We start from the raw sequence: 19,896 nt of genomic DNA, 5'->3' as shown, positions 1-19,896 counted from the left end.
TATTGGAAATCGTCGCGGGCTTAATTGCTTATACATTCCAACCTAAAAAACCGAGCTTGAATTTACGGGATTGTGATATCGCTATTTTTAAACGAAGCTGAGGTTAATTAATAAATTGAAATAAAAGAGTTAATCATTAACCTAGGATTAAAACAAGAGGTTAACTTGTGAAATAGCTCTAAATTCAGGCGGCTTCTAATGAAAATACCTCTCCCGAAGGAGAGGCTGGACATAAAAACGTAATTAGTGTGTTTTTCCTTGTGCGATATCAAGTCCTGTTTGTGATCGAATAAACTGGATTCTAAATTGTTCTCTTTCTTGCATACCTTGTTGTGAATTATCGGTGATAGAAAATAGCCATGAACCAATAAAAGCGATAATCATTGAGAATAATGCTGGATATTCATAAGGATAGATTGGTTTCTCGTGACCGAGAATGCTGACCCAAATTGTTGGACCGAGAATCATTAAAACTACTGATGTAATTAATCCTAGCCAACCTCCGGTTAACGCACCACGAGTAGTGAGTTTACGCCAGTACATAGACAAAAGAATGGTTGGGAAGTTACAGCTTGCAGCAATAGAAAATGCTAATCCAACCATGAAAGCTATGTTCTGGTTCTCAAATAGAATACCTAATCCGATTGCGATAAATCCAAGTATCACAACTGTTATTTTTGATACTCTCAGTTCATCTCGTTCATTGGCTTTACCGCGTTTAATGGCGTTTGCATATAGGTCATGTGATACTGCTGATGCGCCAGCCAGCGTTAGCCCCGCAACAACGGCTAGAATTGTGGCAAAGGCGACAGCAGAGATAAAACCCAGAAACAAGTTGCCTCCAACTGCACTAGCGAGGTGAATGGCTGCCATGTTAGTACCACCAATGAGTGCGCCGGTAGCATCTTTAAAGGAAGGGTTTGGACTAACCAGTAAAATAGCACCGAAGCCGATGATAAAAGTCAGAATGTAAAAATAACCAATAAAGCCAGTAGCGTAGAAAACGCTCTTTCGGGCCTCTTTCGCATCACTTACAGTAAAGAAACGCATGATAATATGAGGTAAACCAGCGGTACCAAACATCAATGCCAAACCAAGAGAAAGTGCGGATATTGGGTCAGATACTAACCCTCCTGGACTCATGATGGCTTCACCTTTTGAGTGGACAGCAATGGCTTCTTTGAACAACGTATTGAAATTGAAGTTTACTATTTTCATGACCATAAGGGCCATAAAGGTGGCACCAGCTAGTAATAGGATAGCTTTGATAATTTGTACCCAGGTCGTTGCTAGCATACCGCCAAACAAAACATAAAGTACCATCAGGATACCAACCAATACGACCGCTACATGGTAATTGAGCCCAAAAAGCAATTCGATAAGTTTGCCTGCGCCAACCATCTGAGCAATAAGATAAAGGGCGACAACAAACAGCGAGCCAATTGCAGATAACGTACGGATTGGGCGTTGCTGTAACCGGTAAGAAGCGACATCGGCAAAAGTATAGCGTCCAAGGTTTCTTAATCTTTCGGCAATCAGAAATAGGATAATAGGCCAGCCAATCAAGAAGCCGATAGAATAAATTAGTCCATCATAACCAGACGTATAGACTAAAGCGGAAATGCCGAGGAATGATGCTGCGGACATAAAATCTCCCGCAATTGCCATTCCATTTTGGAAACCAGTAATACGTCCCCCCGCCGTGTAGTAATCAGTACGGGAGCGGGTTTTTTTTGAGGCCCAGTAAGTGATATAGAGTGTAAAACCAACAAACAGGACAAACATGATAATGGCCTGAATGTTGATAGGTTTCCTTTCTCCAGTTTCAGAGATTGCGTTAGCCCAGGTGAGATGAGGAAATAGCACTATTGCTAATAACAGGAACTTTTTCATTTCTTTACCTCACAGAGAATTTGTGAGGTAAGGTGATCAAACTCGCTATTGGCTCTGATTACATATAAGCCGGTTAAGATGAATGAAATAACAATTAAACCAATACCAACCGGTATTCCACGGGTAATACTGGAATCATTATAAAGGGGAGTACCTAGCCATTCTGGGGCAAATGCAATGAGAAAAATAAAACCGACATACAGAATTAATGTGATTATTGATAGCAACCATGCAAAACGTCCCCGCTTTTCAACCAATTCTTTGAAACGCGGGTTATTCTCGATCCCTTGGTAAATGTCGTCATTCATCGGAGTATATCCTCTTATATTTATTATATTTTGATTACAGCCGCCATAAGGCGGCATGATCTGTCACGAAATATTCATTGTTTGTTTTTCTTCCAACAATTTTTCTACTACTCCTGGATCTGCTAGTGTTGAAATGTCTCCTAGATTGTTGGTATCGCCGGAGGCTATTTTGCGCAGGATACGACGCATAATTTTTCCTGAACGGGTTTTTGGTAAGGAGTCTGTCCAGTGTAGGATATCTGGTGTAGCAATCGGACCGATTTCTTTACGTACCCAATTACGGACTTCTGTATAGAGTTCTGGAGAGGGTTCTTCACCGTGATTTAAGGTGACATAGGCATAAATTGCCTGCCCTTTAATATTATGTGGGGTACCTACGACAGCAGCTTCTGCAATTTTAGGATGAGAGACCAAAGCAGATTCAATTTCAGCAGTACCTAGACGGTGGCCGGAAATATTCAGCACATCATCAACACGGCCAGTTATCCAATAGTAGCCATCTTTATCACGGCGTGCGCCATCACCACTAAAATACATTCCCTTAAAGGTAGAGAAATAGGTTTGTTCGAAACGGTCATGATCGCCAAATAGTGAGCGTGCTTGTCCTGGCCAGGAATCGGTAATAACCAGGTTTCCTTCACAAACACCTTCTAGTAGTTCACCAAGATTATCAACCAATGCGGGCTGAACACCGAAGAAAGGTAGCGTTGCGGAACCTGCTTTTAGTTCGGTTGCGCCTGGCAGTGGTGTGATCATGAAGCCACCAGTTTCTGTTTGCCACCAGGTATCGACAATCGGGCATTTGCTGTTACCAATTTTCTGGTAATACCATTCCCAAGCTTCCGGGTTAATCGGTTCGCCAACTGATCCCATAATACGCAGAGAAGTACGTTTCGTTCCTTCAATAGCTTTGTCACCTTCCGCCATCAGGGCACGAATCGCTGTGGGTGCTGTATACAGGATATTTACCTGATGTTTATCAATAACCTGACTTAAACGGTTAACCGCAGGATAGTTTGGTACACCTTCAAACATTAGGGTAATAGCGCCACAGGAAAGGGGGCCGTAGAGCAGGTAGCTATGTCCAGTAACCCATCCCACATCGGCTGTGCACCAGTAAACTTCCCCCGGCTGATAATCGAATACATATTTAAATGTTAGAGATGCATATACAAGGTAACCTCCAGTGGTGTGCAGTACCCCTTTGGGTTTACCGGTAGAGCCTGAGGTATAGAGAATAAACAGTGGGTCTTCTGCATTTATCTCTTCAACTGGACAGTCAGCACTCGCGTCTGCTACCAATTCATGCCACCAAAGGTCGCGGCCAGATTGCCAGTGACCAATATTTCCAGTACGTTTAAAAACGATCACATTGGATACATTGACAACGGCTGCATTATTTAATGCGTCATCAACATTCTTTTTCAGGGGGATTGTACGTCCTGCTCTTAATCCTTCATCGGCGGTAATGACCAATTTGGTGTTTGAATCGATGATACGCCCGGATACAGCATCAGGAGAAAAACCTGCGAAAATAACAGAGTGAATAGCACCAATGCGGGCACATGCTAACATGGCAACCGCTGCTTCTGGCACCATCGGCATGTAAATAGCAACAACATCGCCTTTTTTAATACCCATATTTTTCAATACATTGGAAAACTGACATACATCATGGTGTAGTTCACGATAGGTTATTGCTTTGGATTCTGTTGGATCATCACCTTCCCAGATAATAGCGGTTTGCTCACCACGTTCTTTTAGATGACGATCGAGACAATTTGCGCTTAAGTTTAGTGTTCCATCTTCAAACCAGCGGATATTGATATGTCCAGGATCAAAAGAGGTATTCTTTACCTTGGTGTAAGGCTTAATCCAGTCAACAATTTTTCCTTTTTCACCCCAGAACCTGTCGGGATCTTGCAACGATAATTGGTAGTCTTGTTGATATTGTTGCTCATTCATCAGGGCATGTTCTGCAATGGCGATAGGAATAGGGTGCTTCATTATTTTGGTCATATAATATTCTCCTTACGAATGTTAATATTATGTCAAATCAAAGTTAACTAAAGTGTAAAGAGAATTTTTGTTTTTTTTTTGCGCGGAAGATCACGCAATAAAAAGAATATTTTTCACGTGATTGTCATTTAGTGTGGCGGGTTTATTTAGGTTTAATTGCTAATCAAAAATAGTAATTCAAAATCCTAATCCAATAATAATGTTTAATATAGACAAATTGACTGATAAGTCACTGAAACACAGTTGTATGATAAAACCATAATGAGAATATGGTGTTGATAAGCATTTCCAATAATATTTAATTAACTATAATGATCACGTTGTTCACAAGGTGTGGACTTTGAACCATTCTTATATGACTGGAGTACATGATATGAGCTATTCATTACCTTCTCTTCCTTATTCTTATGAAGCTCTGGAACCTCATTTTGATAAGCAGACGATGGAAATCCACCATACCAAGCATCATCAGACTTACGTTAATAATACCAATAGCGCCCTGGAAGCCTTCCCTGAGCTGGCAGGACTGGATATTGATGATCTGATTCAGCAATTAGATAAGATACCTGCTGATAAACGTACTTTTGTTCGTAATAATGCTGGTGGGCACGCTAACCATAGCTTGTTTTGGAAAGGTCTGAAATTAGGCACAACTCTGCAAGGTCCATTAAAAGAAGCTATTGAACGCGATTTCGGTAGTATAGATTCTTTTAAAGAGAAATTTGAGCAGGCAGCGGCTACCCGCTTTGGTTCTGGTTGGGCGTGGCTAGTACTGAAAGATGATGGCAAACTGGCGGTTGTATCGACTGCTAACCAGGATAACCCATTAATGGGTGAAGCGATTTCTGGTGCATCTGGTTATCCGATTATTGGTCTGGATGTTTGGGAACATGCTTATTACTTACAGTACCAAAACCGTCGTCCTGACTATATTAAAGCATTCTGGAGCGTTGTTAACTGGGATGAAGCAGCGATACGTTATCAGGAAAAAGTGAAATAACTTTCTGAATAATTTGTCTTTTCTGCTATGCCGGCTGATATGACTGCCGGCATTTTTATTGGTTGAATATTGGTTTATGATGGTGATGTCAGACTGATTTCAATAAGGAAAGTGAATTATGTATTGTCCGCAGGTATATACGGGTAAAATTGAAATATCAGGAAAACTTTCTGCCAGCGCAATTAACAAACGGATGGTTGATGGTAGCTTGCGTCTGACTTCTCTAGGATTAGAAGGTGATGAACAGGCCGAAACCCGTTTCCATGGTGGCCCTGATCGTGCGCTTTGCCATTATCCCCGTGAACACTACGATTTCTGGAAACATCAATTTCCTGATCAGGAAGATTTCTTTATTGCTCCCGCGTTTGGCGAAAATATTTCCACAACGGGGTTGACTGAAGAAAATGTTTGTATCGGTGATATTTTCAGTTGGGGAGAGGCCATGCTTCAGGTAACTCAGCCTCGTTCGCCTTGTTACAAACTCAATTCTCATTCCGGTATCAGTAATTTTTCTGCCATTATGCAGGGGAGTGGCCGCTGTGGTTGGCTTTACCGAATTATTGCAGCGGGAAATGTTAGCCCGGATGAGCCTTTTGTTCTTGTTTCCCGTAATAGTGATGTTTTGGTTAAAGAAGCGGTAGCGATTGCTTTTAATATGCCATTTGATGAAGAGCAATATCGTCGGTTGATGAGTGCCGCTGGGTTATCTGCCAGTTGGAGCCTGACTATGCAAAAGCGGGTGATGTTTGGAAAGATTGAGGATTTTAACCGTAGGTTGTTCGGGAAATAATAAAATGTGCACGTGGTGAACGTGCACATTAGCACTGACACTACTTCCTACTTTCAGATGTTCAATCACCACTCGTTGTTGTTCCTCATTAAGTACCGAACGGCGTCCCATGTGTTTTCCTACTGCTTTAGCTCGTGCAATACCAAAATGAGTGCGCTCTATCAGTAAGTCTTGTTTAAACTCTGCCATTGCAGCTATTATCTGCATGGTCACTCTCTCGGCAGAACTGGTCAGATTTACTTCTCCATGACGCTATGAAGTTGAACGAAAAATAGGTGACTCTGGGGAAAAGACACGTCCCCTGCTGTACAAAAAACAGATTTAATTTAGAATTGTCCCCGTTCCCCAAACGGTCCCTAAGTCATGTGAGTGAATTTAAACGATTCCGCCAGTAATACCCGGTTATCCCGAACAATCCTGTTGAGATAGAAACTAAGATGTCCGATATCAATAATCTGCTGCGGGATCCGCAGTTTTTTTCCATGCTGCATAAACAGATGTTGCAGTTTGCTAGCTTGCAGTTGAATGATTTTCATCAGGCGGAAGACGTTGTTCAAGAGGCGCTGGAAGGGGCGATGAAGAATGCCTCTTCCTTTGCCGGACGAGCCGCCTGGAAAAGCTGGGTGTTTACGATCCTGCGCAACAAAATCTCGGACGCCTTGCGTATGCGTTATCGGCACAGCAGCGTGCAACTGACTGATGATGTTGATGAGCAAAATTTCGAAGCGCTGTTTGATGAGTCTGGTCACTGGCCACGAAACGAGCATTCTCAGCGCTGGCATTTACCGGATGAGGCGGCCGAACAGGAGCAATTTTGGACGGTTTTCGAGCTTTGTCTGACACAGTTGCCAACGCAAAACGCACGGGCATTTATGATGCGCGAATTTATTGGTCTTGAGACTCAGGAGATCTGTCAGGAGATGGCGCTCTCGGTCAGCAACCTGAATGTGATGCTCTGGCGTGCGCGTATGCGTTTACGCGAATGTTTGTCACAACGCTGGTTTTCCCAGGAGGATAAATATGCTTAGTTGTTACCAAGCTACACGCCTGATGTCTCAGGCGCTGGATGAAAAAATCGTGCTTTCTCAACATGTTCAGCTAATGCTGCATTTGAAAATATGCGACGGGTGCCGAAACTTCAGACAACAGCTTGCCGACCTGCGCACTATCACTTCCGCATTCGCTCGTGGCGAAAATGAGAATCAAAATAAAGTAACGTAGGGAGGGGGAATCAGGTACGATGTCGGTAAATCAGGCGATCAAGCGAAAACCTCCCACCGCCATAAGTCACCAGATACAACTGAGCCGTCAGCCAGGTAGCGTGAACAGGCCAGGCATCCGGATAAACAAATATCTGAATCACCAGTGTCATCACCATTAATGCTAGCGCGGAGAAGCGTGTCGCTAATCCGACAATCAGCAGCAGCGGAAACAAGTGTTCTGCGGTCGCGGCCATGACGGCAGCAACATCGGGTGGCAGTAGAGGAAGCTTGTACTCGCTGGTAAAGAGCGACACGGAGCTATCGGTAACTCGCGGAATCCCTAATTGCCAGGGTGTGCGTGTCTCCAGAATATCTATGTTTAATCCCACCACTTTGCTTTGGCCTGACAGCCAGAATGTTGCGGCAAGGCTAATGCGCGCCAGAAGGGGAATAACACTTTCCTGCGCAATGTGTTGCCCTTTTAACGCTAACATTTTGAGTAATGCTATATTGAGTAATGCCATTTTAGCGCTCCGTGTTGCTGTATAGAGAAAGGATCAGTCCATAGTGCTGCATGCGTTGTAAAACCGACTGAGGCTCAAAAGTTGCATCCTCCCTGGCGGCAATATCTAGGGCTTCGGTAAGACACCGACCGGACTGGAGCATAGCAACAAATTGCATTTCCGCACGGCTGAGCAACATTATTCGCACGTCGTCGTCAACGCGGCACAGCAACATATGTTCAGGCTGGAATGGGTCCAGCAGCATCTCGTTTTCATTTTGTTGGTGTGAGGCCCATAGGCTGAAGACGGCATAATCTGAACTAAAGAGCCGTACCGAAGGATGGAGCGCCATCAGCAACTGTGCGGGGTCGTCAACGGGGGCCGCTTCTGCCGTCTGTTTGGCAGGGTCCGCTGCATGCAGTGATTCGATAAACAACATTTCCAGCCGGGTGAGATCGCTCAGCCAAGGCCAGTCTGCCAACGGCTGAAATGTCGCAATCCAGTCCGGCAATTGTGCGCCATAGCTTGCCAAAACAGGAGAGGGTGGAGGTTGTTGACGTATAAACTCCGCCGCCATCGCACGAAAAAAGCACTTTCCGAGCTGGGCGAGAAGGACAGGGCAGTTTTCGGCCAGTGCGTCGATCAGCGACGCCATGACATTATTACGATAAACCGCAAAACGTACCGCTGGATCGCTATCGTTCCAGACTGTCAGCCCCTCTGGTACCGCGAGGTCGGGGTCAAGAAGTGCTTGATACAGTTGTTGTTGCATTTTTCGAGCTCTCCGTAATGTAACGCTGGGCATGGCCGGCTTCGTTTAGTAACACGTCTAATGGTGGGATATTGCTGTCCCATTCGATCAGGGTGGCGATCGGCCCTGTTTCATTCAGGGTCTCGTTATAAAGATCCCAGACAGGCCCGGTCACATGACTGTCGTGTGAATCAATCAACAGCAAGTCGTTTGCCCCATCGCGGCTTTCCGTATAGCCTGCCAGATGAATTTCACCGACACGGTGAAGTGGCAGTTCGAATAGCATCTGCCGTGGGCAGCGATTATGGTTGACGCCACTGATATAGAGATTGTTCACATCCAGCAGTAGTCCGCATCCGGTGCGGCGTATCACCTCGGAGATAAAGTCAGTCTCGCTCATGGTTGAGGCACTGAACTCGATGTAAGTAGATGGGTTTTCCAGCAGAATGGGGCGACGCAGCGCATTTTGTACCTGATCGATGTGTTCGCAGACCCGCGTCAGCGTGACGTCGGTATAAGGCAGCGGTAGCAGATCATTGAGAAATAGCTCGTTGTGCGTCGACCAGGCAAGGTGTTCAGAAAAAACGGTCGGCTGGTAGCGTTCAACCAGCGCAGCAACACGTTGTAAATGAGTCTGATTCAGAGGACTTTCTCCTCCGATGGACATGCCCACACCATGAATAGAGAGCGGATAATCTTGGCGAATGGCGGTTAGTGCTTGATGAAACGGACCTCCCGCAACCAAATAATTTTCCGCGTGAATTTCAAAAAAACCAATGTCGGGTTTATCGCGCAGGATAGCGCGAAAATGCTCCGGCTTTAACCCGATCCCTGCTCTGGTCGGAAGCCTATTTAGCATGAGACAGTCAGGAGCATCACGAGAGACACTATGTGAGGGTAAAGAAATTGTCATCGTATGAGCTCCTGCCTGATGCCAGAATTACGCTTCTTTAAATGCGTCCAGTTGACCAAAACCAGTTGGGGAGGTCGGAGACTTCATTTTTACGCAGGAACCCGCCGGTACCATTTTCCAGGCATTACCCTGATAATCCTTTTTTGAGGTACCAGCACAGGTGGTGCCTGCGCCTGCTTTACAGTCGTTTTTCCCTTTCAGAGAAACGCCATAGCATTTCTCCATTTTGCTGCCGGAATCCGCCATTGCTGAAGTGCCTACCGTAATCAGTGCGCTGCCTAAGGCTAGGGCCAGTAATGCTTTTGTCGTTTGTTTAGTCATAGAACGTTCCTTTTATATTGGTGTAGAAGGTGAATTACTGCTTCGCTGAAACGAGCATTTGCTTCACTCGATTAGTCGCACCGCACATCAATTTCTTACAGTGAATATGAGAAAAAAATGATTTTTTTATAGTTAACTGATTTTTAATGACTTATTTTTGTGAATCAGATATTGGTCTGTACAAGGAATAGGCTTTTTTAGGATGTTTTCCGTATGTTCATCGTAGTAGGCATGAAAGTGGGGTGGGTTGTGATCGTCATAGTACATCGGTATCAGGGTGACAAAGAACTTCCGATTAAACCGAATAAAAATCAGGTGATTAAAAGTGGTAAAAACAACGGTTAAAACCTTATACTATTAAAATTAAAACTAGAGGGTAAAACAACGGCCTTTAATAATGGCTTAAAATTTGCCTATCATAAAACTATCAATGGAAAATGAGAAGCAAAAATTGGTTTTGTTAATGGTTATATTCCCCGAAAAAAGTAAATATGAATAGGTTAATCAGGTAATATATTTTCCAAAATGAACCGCTTTAATAATATTTTCAACCGCAGAATAAACTTTTTAATAAACCAGTTAAATAATCGAATATGAAAAATCGGAATATCTTAAATAGGTCAGTTTAAGCTTGCTTTATACTGTTTTAATTTGTCCAATCGTATTGCTTTTCTGTAGCCTGGAATGTGCACGTGGTGAACGTGCACATTTTATCTCTTAATTAAGGGTGAGCAATAAAACCAACAGCTTCATACACTTTATCTAGCGTAATCTGAGCGCGGGCTTTTGCCTTCGCTGCACCTTCTGCCATGATTTTGTTCAGCAGGATTTCATCATTACGGAAATAGTGGAAACGCTCTTGTAACTCAGTCAACATACCGGAAACTGCATCAGCAACAGCACTTTTTAAATGACCATACATCTGGCCTTCAAATTCTGCTTCCAGTTCAGGAATGGTTTTGTCAGTAACACCCGCGAGGATATCTAATAAATTGGAAACACCCGGTTTTTGTTCCAGATCATAGCGAACACGAGGAGGTTCTTCTGAATCTGTGACTGCGCGTTTTATCTTTTTAGCGGCTGATTTTGGATCTTCCAACAGAGCGATAACGTTGTTACGGTTATCATCTGACTTGGACATTTTCTTTTCTGGGTCTTGAAGGGCCATAACGCGGGCACCACCGGTTGGGATAAACGGTTCTGGTACAGAGAAGATATTGCCGTAGATGGCATTAAATCGTTGAGCAATATCACGGCTCAATTCAAGATGTTGTTTCTGATCGATACCTACAGGAACCTGATTTGTTTGGTATACCAAAATATCCGCCGCCATCAGTACAGGATAGTCAAACAAGCCTGCATTGATGTTTTCGGCATGACGAGCTGATTTGTCTTTAAACTGAGTCATGCGGCTGAGTTCACCGAAATAAGTATAACAGTTTAGAACCCAGCTTAACTGAGCGTGTTGTGGGACATGAGATTGGACAAAAATAGTACTTTTCTCTGGGTCAATGCCACAAGCCAGGTAGAGAGCTAGTGTATCCAGAGTGCGTTTTCTCAACTCTTTTGAGTCCTGGCGGACTGTAATTGCATGTTGGTCAACAATGCAATAGATGCAGTCATAATCATCCTGCATTTTAACCCACTGACGTAACGCCCCCATATAGTTACCGATGGTTAATTCACCGGAAGGCTGTGCGCCGCTGAATACAATAGGTTTTTGGGAGTTTAGTGTTTCAGATACAGTGGGTTTATTCATTTTATTATGCTTCCTGAAGTTTTAAATATGGGAGTCCAATTATGGATAGCAGATCCGAAAAATTCGTTAATATGCAATCTGGATTGCTTAATGCAATAGATTCACCGTAGTTATATCCATAAGTTAAACCAACACAAGGGCAACCAGCCGCTTGTGCTGCTAAAATATCATTACGGGAATCACCGACAAAGAGCAATTCTTCCTTACGCAGTCCGAATGTGCCCATTGTTAAATAAATAGGTGCCGGATGTGGCTTTTTCTCTTTAACATCATCACCACCTAACACTAATGAAAAATATTCACTGATGCCTAAAGAAGCCAGCAGAGGAGCAATGAAAGGTGTTGGTTTATTGGTGATGATACCCATTGGCAAATTGTGTTTTGCCAGTTCAGCCAATGTAGCTTTGACTTCTGGGAACAGTTGACTGCCTGTTGTTACAGTTGTTTCATAGAATCGGTCAAATAGCTCACGGGTTTCTTTATGCAGTTGCGCGGTCAATTTGACTCTGGCCCATGTCAACGCCCGTTCGACCATAATGTCTGCGCCATTACCTACCCAAGCAGCAACCCGCTCTTTTCCCGCAGCAGGGAGATCTTTGGCTAACAGCGCTTGATCCAGTGCATCAGCCAAACCATCGGCGCTGTCTACCAGTGTGCCGTCCAGATCAAAAGCGATAGCACGAATGCCTTTTAATACCTTACTTGCCATGAGATACCTTTGACAATTCACTACGCATATTATCAATAACAGTTTTGTAATCAGGCTGATTGAAAATAGCTGAGCCAGCAACAAACATATCTGCTCCCGCGGTTGCTGCTGCGGCAATGTTGTTAGCTTTAATGCCACCGTCTACTTCAAGACGAATATCATAACCGCTTTCATCAATGATTTTACGAACCTGACGCAGTTTCTCTAGTGTTCCAGGGATGAAAGATTGGCCACCGAAACCGGGATTTACCGACATCAATAGAATGATATCCAGTTTATCCAAGACATAATCAAGATAACTCAATGGAGTTGCAGGATTGAATACCAAGCCAGCTTTACAACCATGCTCTTTGATCAGTTGTAAACTGCGGTCAATATGCTCGCTGGTTTCTGGGTGGAAGGTAATGTAAGTCGCTCCTGCTTTGGCAAAATCAGGGATGATGCGGTCAACCGGTTTTACCATCAAATGGACATCGATTGGTGCAGTGATGCCATAATCTCGTAGAGCCTGGCAGACCATAGGCCCGATAGTCAGGTTAGGGACATAATGGTTGTCCATCACATCAAAGTGAACAACGTCAGCCCCTGCTGCCAGCACCTTAGCTGTATCTTCACCCAGCCGCGCAAAATTTGCAGATAAAATGGATGGGGCAATCAGAAAGTCTTTCATTATCTTCTCCAAATCGTTTCTATCATCCCTTAATTGCCAGGCAAAAGGGGAGTGGATAAATCAGCGATATAATGCCAAAAGTTCGTCTACCTTACTGCGGGCAAGGATATTCCTGCTGATAGTACGACGTGCTTTGACAATATGAAGTGAAGCCTGATAGTACCATTTTCGCGTCATTGGCGTATCGTGGTTGGATATCAAAACAGGAATTGCACGTTCTGATGATAACTTAAATGCAATATTTGCCAGATTTTCCTGATCTGCAACGTTAAAACTATTGGTGTGATACGCCGTAAAGTTCGCTGTTGCTGACAAAGGAGCATAAGGAGGATCGCAATAGATAACTGAGCCTTTATGTGCTTCGTTCAACGTGTGTTGGTAGTGCTCACAGATAAAAGTCGCATTTTGGGCTTTTTCAGCAAACCAGTGTAATTCTTCTTCGGGAAAGTAGGGTTTTTTATAACGGCCAAAAGGTACGTTAAATTTACCATGAGAATTATAACGACAGAGGCCGTTGTAACAATGGCGATTGAGATAAAGGAATAACACGCTGCGATGGAACGGGTCAGTGCTTTGGTTAAATTGCTCTCGTAACTGATAAAAATGTTCGGCTGTATTGTATTCTTGGGTAAACAGAGGCTGTGTGTGGACGATAAACTCATCAGCCCTGAGTTTTACTGTGTTGTACAGGTTAATCAGGTCACTGTTGATATCAGCGAGGATATAAGAATCGTAGTCTGTGTTCAAAAAGACAGAACCTGCGCCAACAAATGGCTCTATCAGACAACTACCGGCTGGCAGATGACGTTTGATATCATCTACCAACGGGTATTTTCCACCGGCCCATTTTAAGAAAGCGCGTTTTTTTTTCATGCTGTCAATTAATTACTCAATCATTCCAGAGCCGCAGATTGTACTCTGTTTAGGACAGCATATCAGCGCCTAATAAATATTGTTTTATTTTCTTAGGTCTTGTTGCACTTGCTGCATCGTTCTAACCCAAGGTTTTTTCGCCTGAATCTCGGCTGGTAGAGATGAAACGGCCCGTTTGGCTTCAGAAACGGAACGGTAATCACCATGAATTAAAACAAACCAAACTTTTCCATTACGTTTAGTTTCATAAACTTTGTAATGGGTAAGATTATGCTTTTTAGCAAAAGCGGTCAGTGTATCTGAGCGGCTGGCACTACTTAATTGCAAAGTGTAGTGGTTTGCCGGGGTTTTTAATTGATCACTACTGGTGCTACTGACCACATTGTTTTTACTGCTAGCATGACTTGTCGATAGTTTTGATTTAGCTGGTGTTTCTGATTTCAGTGGACGGATATTTTCTGATTTCTGCTGTACCACCGGTGGCGGTGTTACTGGCAGTGATTGTTGGGTTTGATTCAGATTCTGTACTGCGTGATTTATATTACTTTGTTGTTGAGTCAGTGCATCAGGAATATTTCCTGATAATTCAATGCGCTGATTTTGGGTTTCGCCATTGTTAGTTTGAAGCTGATGAGGTTGAGTTGAAGTACCACTGACAGGAGGAACATTGATTTCCTGTGGTCTGTTGATTGTATCTGTAGTGGTATTCTCTGATGTTATGGATTGATTGTCATCGTTGCTGGATGATGAACTTGATAAATCAATATTCTTCTCGGCAACATTTGGCGATTGCTGTTTTTCATGTTCAGTTGGGGCTTTTAAGGCAGAACTGATAGCAATAATCAGCAGTAGCAGCACTAAAATCCCAATGCCGAGCATCATTTGCTGACGTGAAACCGCAAATTTGGGTTTGTTTAATGGCTGACGCGAGCGTGAAGGACGGCGATCTGAGGTATCTGGCCTAAACTCGTTATTTGCTCTTTGTTCATTTTCTGATTTGAATTCGTCCATATGCCCTCCAAACAGAGCCAATACTGCCAATTGCAATTGAAGTCAGTCCGGCAGGCTGACTTAACGAAGATAGAAATTTGTCTGATAGAGTCGTTATTTTATGACACAACAACCAGATGGATGCAAAAAAACATTTAATTTAATGCTATAAGCATACAACTTACTTAAAATTTACACACTTTCATAGTAAACACTGACGGATAGCGTCAAGAACACAGTTGTGTTCAATATCTGAGCGAAGATCAGCTTTACCTATTTTTGTTGGAAGAACCAGTCGTAATTTACCTGCTATAACTTTCTTATCTCGCATCATATGTGGGAGGTAGGCTTCTGGTGGCATGTTTTGTGGCCCGCGTACAGGCAGATTTGCCCGCTCCAACAATCGGATAATACGTTGAGTATCCTGTTCAAAGAAATTATCAACAAGTTGAGCTGTTCTTGCAGCCATGACCATTCCGGCGGCAACTGCTTCCCCATGTAACCAGACACCATATCCCATTTCTGTTTCGATGGCGTGACCGAAGGTGTGACCAAGATTCAGTAGGGCACGCAAGCCACTCAATTCTTTCTCATCTGCTGCGACAACTTCAGCTTTCAATTCGCAGCAACGACGGATGCAGTAAGCCATTGCTTGGTTGTCAAGAGCCAGGAGTTTATCCATATTATCTTCAAGCCAACTAAAAAATACGCTGTCGAGAATGATACCGTACTTGATGACCTCAGCCAGACCGGAAGAGAGTTCGCGGGCTGGAAGCGTTTGCAGGCAATTAAGATCGACCATCACAGAGACTGGTTGATAGAATGCACCTATCATGTTCTTGCCAAGGGGATGGTTTACTGCGGTTTTTCCTCCGACAGAGGAATCAACCTGGGCAAGAAGGGTGGTAGGCATTTGAATAAAACGGACACCACGTTGATAACAGGCAGCGGCAAAACCAGTTAAATCACCGATTACGCCGCCACCGAGAGCGATAAGCGTTGTGTCCCGGCTGTGGTTATTTTCCAGCAAAGCAGAAAATACGTCATTTAATACGGAAAGAGATTTGTACTGTTCACCATCAGGTAGAACTACTTCATCTACCCGAATCCCGGTTTGCTGTAAGATAGCTTTTACTTTTGCCAAATACAGCGGAGCTAGGGTTTGATTTGTCACCAGCATAACTTGCTGGCCTGCTTTTAATGGTGCAAAAGCAGAAGGATCGTCAAATAACCCTTTTGCAATGGTAATTGGGTAACTACGTTCCCCTAAAGTGACAGTGATCTTTTCCATAAGCAGCCTTCGCCTTAATTATTTATCGCTGTACAGACTTGCTTAAATCAGTTCTTTTCCAGTAACTCAATGATTTGGTTAGCGACAACTTTAGCGCTTTGTTCATCGGTACGGATAGTGACGTCAGCAATTTCCTCGTATAGAGGGTTACGTTCGCTTGCTAAATTTTCTAAAACTTCGCGTGCTGGTGCATCGACTTGAAGTAAGGGGCGTTTTTTATCGCGCTGGGTGCGTGCTAACTGTTTTTCAATGGTGGTTTCCAAGTAGACCACGACACCACGGGCAGACAGACGATTACGGGTTTCTCTGGATTTCACAGAACCTCCCCCAGTCGCCAGTACAATGCCTTGTTTTTCAGTGAGTTCGTTAATCACTTTTTCTTCGCGTTCGCGGAAGCCTTCTTCGCCTTCCACATCGAATACCCAGCCCACGTCAGCTCCGGTACGTCGCTCAATTTCTTGATCGGAGTCGTAAAACTCCATATTGAGTTGCTGAGCTAACTGACGACCAATAGTGCTTTTGCCGGCACCCATAGGCCCAACCAGAAAGATATTACGTTTCTCTGCCATGTTTTTGGTATTACTAAGACTATTCGTTAATGATAACCCGCCCCGCTAATCAAAATCAGCAGCGGGACCTAAACTGAAACCTCATGAGCGGTAATGTGAGATCAGATAACAAAATTATCTCAGTACATCAGCCAGTTTTGCAACTATATAAATCAACGACGAGCTTTTTGTGACGGAAGCTCTGGTTTCATTGGCTGATTATTGTGATGTTAAACCCGACCACTCAATTAGTTAACTCTTGTATGCTAAATCGGACTCAGCGTCAAATCTATAAACAGGATTAGTTGGAAAAATCTGCGCATCATCATACGGAACAGTTAAGTTTTTTAGACCCAACTCACTGATATAATAGTTATATTTTTATTTTTGATCAAATGTCCATCAATTGAGGTGTAATAAATATGACTAACTCACGTCGGCTGTGTTTATGACCTTTTTGGTTGAATAATGAGCCAATTAGTGGGATGTCCGATAGATAAGGGACCTTCTGGGTTTGCTCGCCTTTTTTCTGTTGAAAAATTCCACCGAGAATAAGTGTTTCACCATTTTTTACAGTAACTTGAGTTATTATTTCCTGTTTGTCGATGGTTAAATTCTCACCTCCTCCTTGACTTATTGAGATCCCTGGCATGTTTTGACTGATTTTCAGAGAGAGCCTGATTTTGTTTTTTCTCAGTATATGGGGTGTGACTTCCATTCCTAGTACGGCTTCTTTAAATTGCACGGTACTTTTCTCTTTTTCTTGGCTGATGTAAGGAATATCAGAGCCTTGCTTGATGCTGGCTAACTGTTGATGTGAGGCGGTTAGTCTTGGGCTAGCGATAATATCTAGTTGGTTTTCTTGTTCTAAGGCACTGAGCTCCATTTCCAGTAAACTGGTGTGAATGCGGGCAATATTGAACGCAAATCGATGCATGTTATCGTTGGCTGCTTGGTTGATATTGAGGCGGTTTATACCAGTTGATGTATTAATCTGCTCTCCTATCGGCATACCCCAGTAAATGCCGAGTTCATGTAATGCTTCTCGGCTACTGGTCACGATATGTGCAGTAATCTGCACTTGCTGCTGTGGTGTATCTATCTCTTTCAACCAGCTTTTTATCTGTGCGATGGCGATGGGGGTATCCTGTAAAATCAAACTGTTAGTTTCAGGATCAAAATCAACTTTACCTTCTTTTGTTATCAGTGCGGGCGTATTTTGCCTGAGATTCATGGCGATTCTTTCTGCATCTGCATATTGTAATACGGTTGAGAGGGACTGAATTTCGGTCTCATTGACTGATTGATCAAATAACTCAACCGATTGCTCTTCTGGCTCTATCATCGGGGGAGCAAAAGGATTTCTTATTTCTGCAACAACAATAGCGGGCAGAAAAAGGATAAACAGAATAAATTTTTTAGTCATAAAATTCCTCATGTGAGGTTTCTGACAGGGTGATTTTGACGTTTAGAGATTCACCTGATGGTGAAATGGAAAGCTGTTTAATCAGCAGTGGTGGATATAACGCTTGTAACGCCTCAAGAAAACTTAGCATCTGTTCGTAGTTCAAACAAATTGTGATTTGCCAGAGCGTTTTTTCCCCTTCTTTTTTACGTTGCCACTCAAGAACTTGCGCGCCAGAGTTTATCAATGGCTGTTGTAATTGTTTTATTGTGGTAATTTTTACCTCATTTTGTCGCGGCTTACTGAGTACATTTTCTATTTGGTTGATGTGTTGTTGTATATCTTCCAATATCGGTAGCTGATTTAGTCGTTCATTGGCTGCTTTGGTATTGATTTGTTGAGCTGCTATTTTTTGTGTCAGGCTACTTCGCTGTTCAATTCTTTCTTGCCAGAAGAAAAGATAAAACAGAATCAGAAATGGCATGATAATAGCTTGCTGCCAGATAAAGAGCAGCCAGGTTGGTTTGGCAAACCACCATAGATAGTCACTTTTTATCATCGGATATCTCCGTCTGCCAGTTAGCGTCAATAATAAATTGTCTAATTTGTTGTTCGGTAGTGGTCATCTTTTTTAGTTGAATTTCAGACAATTGCCCGTTGTTTTCAAGATTATCCAGCAGAGACGTCATACTGGAATAATCCAGACTATTAGCAACCAGTTTTAATTGACCTGCCTGATCATCGAAAGCGGTTAACCAACTTCCTTCCGGTAATAATTCAGGTAATTCATTGAATAATTGCCAATGTTGTTGGTTCTGTTTCAGCCACGTTTGTTGTTGTTTTAATTTATAGGCCAGTTTGTTGTGAAGATTAACCGCCTCCTCTGTCTGAGTTATCTGTTGTTGCAAATATAATTGTTGCTGGTTGAGTTGCTGCCATTGTCTTTGATACTGGTTAATCGTTTCCTGTTGTTTTAATAACATCCAGACGAGCACTGTCAGCCACAACATCAATTGCAATAAGAGAAGAATCGCCCACCAACGATAACGATGTTTTAGCCGGGTTTGGCGCCAAGGTAGAAAATTAACCTGATACATCGTTACTTATCATCCGGTCTGAGTGCTAAACCACCAGCTATCACATATTCCATCAGTTGGATTGGCAGTGGTGGTTGATAGTGACGAAATGCTGTCAACATATCCCAAGAGTAAGTTCCTTCAGGTAGGGCTTCTTGTTGGTAGCTACTGAAGTAAACAGGCTGTTCAGCCATAGATGAAGCAAATAATTGACGGATAATCTGCTGTGGAGAAACAGCTGTATTTGCTGATACTAGATCATAAGCGAAGGGGACATTGGCAGGAGATACCCATAGCCAACCAGATTGTTGCCTGTGTAACAGCCAACTATCAGCGGGAACGCCAGCATATTGCGCTATATAGCGTAGGGCACAGGGGGCAATATCAATGGCGTCTGGAAATATTCCTGCTTGTGCAAGACATTGTAGCCAGAGGTTGAGATCTTTCTGGCGAGCGGCGCTGATGTAGGCGTTTTGTTCAATAATACGGTAATCCAGCGCTAGTTCTCGGGTGTTAAAGGGAAATTGTTTCTCGGCACTGGCGTTGATAAACCAGCCTTGTTCCGGCTCTTTAAGATTGATATCTGGAGGTAAAATCAGACTCTTCTGCAATGTTTGTTGTACAGGTAGGGCAAGTCTGAAACTGATTTTTTTAGGTAATTCTTGGCGCCATTGATTTAAAATATCACATAATATTTCTGGCCGTTGTAAACGGCCCTCTGGCATGACAGCGTCAGATAAAAGATATTGCCAGCAGTGGCGAAGCTGCCAGCCATCTCGGCGTTTTATAGCTGCGACGGCGCGAAGGATGCCATTTTGGATGTCCAATCCGACATACCATTTTGGTGAATACATATATCGATCTCCATATCAGTA

24 protein-coding genes and 1 pseudogene are annotated in these 19,896 nt (G+C 43.2%); 5 read left to right on the top strand and 20 right to left on the bottom strand.

What is annotated here, in order from left to right; translation table 11 throughout:
• Window positions 1-243 precede the first annotated feature (243 nt).
• From actP to acs, 3 genes are all read right to left on the bottom strand, one after another.
• On the bottom strand, window positions 244-1,893 hold the full coding sequence (gene actP / locus ACGF5R_RS15900) for a cation/acetate symporter ActP (RefSeq protein ID WP_387691690.1): 1,650 nt from the start codon (window positions 1,891-1,893) through the stop codon (window positions 244-246).
• Window positions 1,890-2,201 (bottom strand): DUF485 domain-containing protein, encoded by a 312-nt coding sequence (locus tag ACGF5R_RS15895; protein ID WP_112878428.1) that lies wholly within the window; start codon window positions 2,199-2,201, stop codon window positions 1,890-1,892. The genes actP and ACGF5R_RS15895 overlap by 4 nt, the downstream gene beginning before the upstream one ends.
• A gap of 63 nt (window positions 2,202-2,264) precedes the next feature.
• The gene (gene acs, locus ACGF5R_RS15890; RefSeq protein WP_387691688.1) at window positions 2,265-4,220 is read right to left on the bottom strand and encodes an acetate--CoA ligase; all 1,956 of its coding nucleotides are present in this window, start codon (window positions 4,218-4,220) and stop codon (window positions 2,265-2,267) included.
• A 373-nt stretch (window positions 4,221-4,593) separates the two neighbouring features.
• Between acs and sodA the strand changes: the two genes are divergently transcribed.
• Together sodA and yiiM are read left to right on the top strand one after the other, a co-directional pair.
• Window positions 4,594-5,220 carry a superoxide dismutase [Mn] gene (gene sodA / locus ACGF5R_RS15885; protein ID WP_387691686.1) on the top strand — a complete coding sequence of 209 codons (627 nt, stop codon included), beginning with the start codon at window positions 4,594-4,596 and terminating at the stop codon, window positions 5,218-5,220.
• A 118-nt stretch (window positions 5,221-5,338) separates the two neighbouring features.
• Window positions 5,339-6,010 carry a 6-hydroxyaminopurine reductase gene (gene yiiM, locus ACGF5R_RS15880; protein WP_112878425.1) on the top strand — a complete coding sequence of 224 codons (672 nt, stop codon included), beginning with the start codon at window positions 5,339-5,341 and terminating at the stop codon, window positions 6,008-6,010.
• Here the strand turns inward: yiiM and ACGF5R_RS15875 are convergent.
• Window positions 5,924-6,256, bottom strand: a pseudogene (locus tag ACGF5R_RS15875) (recombinase family protein); the annotation flags it as partial. The gene yiiM and the pseudogene ACGF5R_RS15875 overlap by 87 nt on opposite strands.
• 191 nt (window positions 6,257-6,447) lie before the next feature.
• On the opposite strand from ACGF5R_RS15875, the gene ACGF5R_RS15870 reads away from it, so the two are divergent.
• Together ACGF5R_RS15870 and ACGF5R_RS15865 are read left to right on the top strand one after the other, a co-directional pair.
• Window positions 6,448-7,038 carry an RNA polymerase factor sigma-70 gene (locus ACGF5R_RS15870; protein ID WP_262981382.1) on the top strand — a complete coding sequence of 197 codons (591 nt, stop codon included), beginning with the start codon at window positions 6,448-6,450 and terminating at the stop codon, window positions 7,036-7,038.
• Window positions 7,031-7,231 carry a hypothetical protein gene (locus tag ACGF5R_RS15865; RefSeq protein ID WP_112878422.1) on the top strand — a complete coding sequence of 67 codons (201 nt, stop codon included), beginning with the start codon at window positions 7,031-7,033 and terminating at the stop codon, window positions 7,229-7,231. The genes ACGF5R_RS15870 and ACGF5R_RS15865 overlap by 8 nt, the downstream gene beginning before the upstream one ends.
• Before the next feature lie 10 nt (window positions 7,232-7,241).
• Here ACGF5R_RS15865 and ACGF5R_RS15860 read toward each other — a convergent pair whose 3' ends face one another.
• From ACGF5R_RS15860 to ACGF5R_RS15840, 5 genes are all read right to left on the bottom strand, one after another.
• The gene (locus tag ACGF5R_RS15860) at window positions 7,242-7,736 is read right to left on the bottom strand and encodes a DoxX family protein (protein ID WP_240000823.1); all 495 of its coding nucleotides are present in this window, start codon (window positions 7,734-7,736) and stop codon (window positions 7,242-7,244) included.
• 1 nt (window position 7,737) lies between these two features.
• Window positions 7,738-8,487 (bottom strand): DUF2063 domain-containing protein, encoded by a 750-nt coding sequence (locus tag ACGF5R_RS15855; protein ID WP_262981381.1) that lies wholly within the window; start codon window positions 8,485-8,487, stop codon window positions 7,738-7,740.
• The gene (locus ACGF5R_RS15850; RefSeq protein ID WP_387691683.1) at window positions 8,456-9,379 is read right to left on the bottom strand and encodes a DUF692 domain-containing protein; all 924 of its coding nucleotides are present in this window, start codon (window positions 9,377-9,379) and stop codon (window positions 8,456-8,458) included. The genes ACGF5R_RS15855 and ACGF5R_RS15850 overlap by 32 nt, the downstream gene beginning before the upstream one ends.
• A gap of 27 nt (window positions 9,380-9,406) precedes the next feature.
• Entirely contained in the window at window positions 9,407-9,700 is a 294-nt protein-coding gene (locus ACGF5R_RS15845) for a DUF2282 domain-containing protein (RefSeq protein ID WP_113042734.1), read from the bottom strand.
• 132 nt (window positions 9,701-9,832) lie between these two features.
• Window positions 9,833-9,967: a DUF4160 domain-containing protein gene (locus tag ACGF5R_RS15840; protein ID WP_112878418.1), complete on the bottom strand. Its 135-nt coding sequence runs from the start codon at window positions 9,965-9,967 to the stop codon at window positions 9,833-9,835.
• On the opposite strand from ACGF5R_RS15840, the gene ACGF5R_RS15835 reads away from it, so the two are divergent.
• On the top strand, window positions 9,914-10,045 hold the full coding sequence (locus tag ACGF5R_RS15835; RefSeq protein ID WP_255566984.1) for a hypothetical protein: 132 nt from the start codon (window positions 9,914-9,916) through the stop codon (window positions 10,043-10,045). The two genes, ACGF5R_RS15840 and ACGF5R_RS15835, sit on opposite strands and share 54 nt — an antisense overlap.
• A 376-nt stretch (window positions 10,046-10,421) precedes the next feature.
• On the opposite strand, the gene trpS is transcribed toward ACGF5R_RS15835, so the two are convergent.
• From trpS to pilM, 11 genes are all read right to left on the bottom strand, one after another.
• The gene (gene trpS, locus ACGF5R_RS15830; protein WP_387691681.1) at window positions 10,422-11,459 is read right to left on the bottom strand and encodes a tryptophan--tRNA ligase; all 1,038 of its coding nucleotides are present in this window, start codon (window positions 11,457-11,459) and stop codon (window positions 10,422-10,424) included.
• 4 nt (window positions 11,460-11,463) lie between these two features.
• Window positions 11,464-12,168, bottom strand: a complete 705-nt coding sequence (locus ACGF5R_RS15825) for a phosphoglycolate phosphatase (RefSeq protein WP_262981378.1) — start codon at window positions 12,166-12,168, stop codon at window positions 11,464-11,466.
• Entirely contained in the window at window positions 12,158-12,838 is a 681-nt protein-coding gene (gene rpe, locus ACGF5R_RS15820) for a ribulose-phosphate 3-epimerase (protein WP_387691677.1), read from the bottom strand. The genes ACGF5R_RS15825 and rpe overlap by 11 nt, the downstream gene beginning before the upstream one ends.
• A 60-nt stretch (window positions 12,839-12,898) precedes the next feature.
• Window positions 12,899-13,711 (bottom strand): adenine-specific DNA-methyltransferase, encoded by an 813-nt coding sequence (dam, locus tag ACGF5R_RS15815; RefSeq protein WP_112878414.1) that lies wholly within the window; start codon window positions 13,709-13,711, stop codon window positions 12,899-12,901.
• 84 nt (window positions 13,712-13,795) lie between these two features.
• Window positions 13,796-14,722, bottom strand: coding sequence for an SPOR domain-containing protein (locus ACGF5R_RS15810; protein ID WP_387691675.1), 927 nt, complete (start codon window positions 14,720-14,722; stop codon window positions 13,796-13,798).
• 181 nt (window positions 14,723-14,903) lie between these two features.
• Window positions 14,904-15,992 carry a 3-dehydroquinate synthase gene (gene aroB, locus ACGF5R_RS15805; protein ID WP_112878412.1) on the bottom strand — a complete coding sequence of 363 codons (1,089 nt, stop codon included), beginning with the start codon at window positions 15,990-15,992 and terminating at the stop codon, window positions 14,904-14,906.
• A 47-nt stretch (window positions 15,993-16,039) separates the two neighbouring features.
• Window positions 16,040-16,561, bottom strand: a complete 522-nt coding sequence (aroK, locus tag ACGF5R_RS15800) for a shikimate kinase AroK (protein ID WP_036779445.1) — start codon at window positions 16,559-16,561, stop codon at window positions 16,040-16,042.
• A gap of 370 nt (window positions 16,562-16,931) precedes the next feature.
• Window positions 16,932-17,966, bottom strand: coding sequence for a type IV pilus secretin PilQ (gene pilQ, locus ACGF5R_RS15795; RefSeq protein WP_112878411.1), 1,035 nt, complete (start codon window positions 17,964-17,966; stop codon window positions 16,932-16,934).
• Window positions 17,959-18,504: a hypothetical protein gene (locus tag ACGF5R_RS15790; protein WP_112878410.1), complete on the bottom strand. Its 546-nt coding sequence runs from the start codon at window positions 18,502-18,504 to the stop codon at window positions 17,959-17,961. Before ACGF5R_RS15790 ends, pilQ begins: the two co-directional genes overlap by 8 nt.
• A complete protein-coding gene (locus tag ACGF5R_RS15785) occupies window positions 18,491-19,042 on the bottom strand; it encodes a PilN domain-containing protein (RefSeq protein ID WP_112878409.1) in 552 nt (183 codons plus the stop codon). The genes ACGF5R_RS15790 and ACGF5R_RS15785 overlap by 14 nt, the downstream gene beginning before the upstream one ends.
• A 2-nt stretch (window positions 19,043-19,044) precedes the next feature.
• Window positions 19,045-19,875, bottom strand: a complete 831-nt coding sequence (pilM, locus tag ACGF5R_RS15780) for a pilus assembly protein PilM (RefSeq protein ID WP_112878408.1) — start codon at window positions 19,873-19,875, stop codon at window positions 19,045-19,047.
• Between the last annotated feature and the right edge of the window lie 21 nt (window positions 19,876-19,896).

It is taken from the genome of Photorhabdus sp. RM71S (genome assembly GCF_042879355.1).
Lineage (GTDB): Bacteria > Pseudomonadota > Gammaproteobacteria > Enterobacterales > Enterobacteriaceae > Photorhabdus > Photorhabdus kayaii.
Note: the sequence above shows the minus strand (reverse complement) of the source record. Positions and strands in the feature narration are given on the sequence as shown.

Coding starts and splice junctions, on each gene's coding strand:
- actP (WP_387691690.1), bottom strand. CDS start 1,893: ATGAAAAAGTTCCTGTTATTAGCAATAGTGCTATTTCCTCATCTCACC.
- ACGF5R_RS15895 (WP_112878428.1), bottom strand. CDS start 2,201: ATGAATGACGACATTTACCAAGGGATCGAGAATAACCCGCGTTTCAAA.
- acs (WP_387691688.1), bottom strand. CDS start 4,220: ATGACCAAAATAATGAAGCACCCTATTCCTATCGCCATTGCAGAACAT.
- sodA (WP_387691686.1), top strand. CDS start 4,594: ATGAGCTATTCATTACCTTCTCTTCCTTATTCTTATGAAGCTCTGGAA.
- yiiM (WP_112878425.1), top strand. CDS start 5,339: ATGTATTGTCCGCAGGTATATACGGGTAAAATTGAAATATCAGGAAAA.
- ACGF5R_RS15870 (WP_262981382.1), top strand. CDS start 6,448: ATGTCCGATATCAATAATCTGCTGCGGGATCCGCAGTTTTTTTCCATG.
- ACGF5R_RS15865 (WP_112878422.1), top strand. CDS start 7,031: ATGCTTAGTTGTTACCAAGCTACACGCCTGATGTCTCAGGCGCTGGAT.
- ACGF5R_RS15860 (WP_240000823.1), bottom strand. CDS start 7,736: ATGGCATTACTCAATATAGCATTACTCAAAATGTTAGCGTTAAAAGGG.
- ACGF5R_RS15855 (WP_262981381.1), bottom strand. CDS start 8,487: ATGCAACAACAACTGTATCAAGCACTTCTTGACCCCGACCTCGCGGTA.
- ACGF5R_RS15850 (WP_387691683.1), bottom strand. CDS start 9,379: ATGACAATTTCTTTACCCTCACATAGTGTCTCTCGTGATGCTCCTGAC.
- ACGF5R_RS15845 (WP_113042734.1), bottom strand. CDS start 9,700: ATGACTAAACAAACGACAAAAGCATTACTGGCCCTAGCCTTAGGCAGC.
- ACGF5R_RS15835 (WP_255566984.1), top strand. CDS start 9,914: ATGTTCATCGTAGTAGGCATGAAAGTGGGGTGGGTTGTGATCGTCATA.
- ACGF5R_RS15840 (WP_112878418.1), bottom strand. CDS start 9,967: ATGTACTATGACGATCACAACCCACCCCACTTTCATGCCTACTACGAT.
- trpS (WP_387691681.1), bottom strand. CDS start 11,459: ATGAATAAACCCACTGTATCTGAAACACTAAACTCCCAAAAACCTATT.
- ACGF5R_RS15825 (WP_262981378.1), bottom strand. CDS start 12,168: ATGGCAAGTAAGGTATTAAAAGGCATTCGTGCTATCGCTTTTGATCTG.
- rpe (WP_387691677.1), bottom strand. CDS start 12,838: ATGAAAGACTTTCTGATTGCCCCATCCATTTTATCTGCAAATTTTGCG.
- dam (WP_112878414.1), bottom strand. CDS start 13,711: ATGAAAAAAAAACGCGCTTTCTTAAAATGGGCCGGTGGAAAATACCCG.
- ACGF5R_RS15810 (WP_387691675.1), bottom strand. CDS start 14,722: ATGGACGAATTCAAATCAGAAAATGAACAAAGAGCAAATAACGAGTTT.
- aroB (WP_112878412.1), bottom strand. CDS start 15,992: ATGGAAAAGATCACTGTCACTTTAGGGGAACGTAGTTACCCAATTACC.
- aroK (WP_036779445.1), bottom strand. CDS start 16,561: ATGGCAGAGAAACGTAATATCTTTCTGGTTGGGCCTATGGGTGCCGGC.
- pilQ (WP_112878411.1), bottom strand. CDS start 17,966: ATGACTAAAAAATTTATTCTGTTTATCCTTTTTCTGCCCGCTATTGTT.
- ACGF5R_RS15790 (WP_112878410.1), bottom strand. CDS start 18,504: ATGATAAAAAGTGACTATCTATGGTGGTTTGCCAAACCAACCTGGCTG.
- ACGF5R_RS15785 (WP_112878409.1), bottom strand. CDS start 19,042: ATGTATCAGGTTAATTTTCTACCTTGGCGCCAAACCCGGCTAAAACAT.
- pilM (WP_112878408.1), bottom strand. CDS start 19,875: ATGTATTCACCAAAATGGTATGTCGGATTGGACATCCAAAATGGCATC.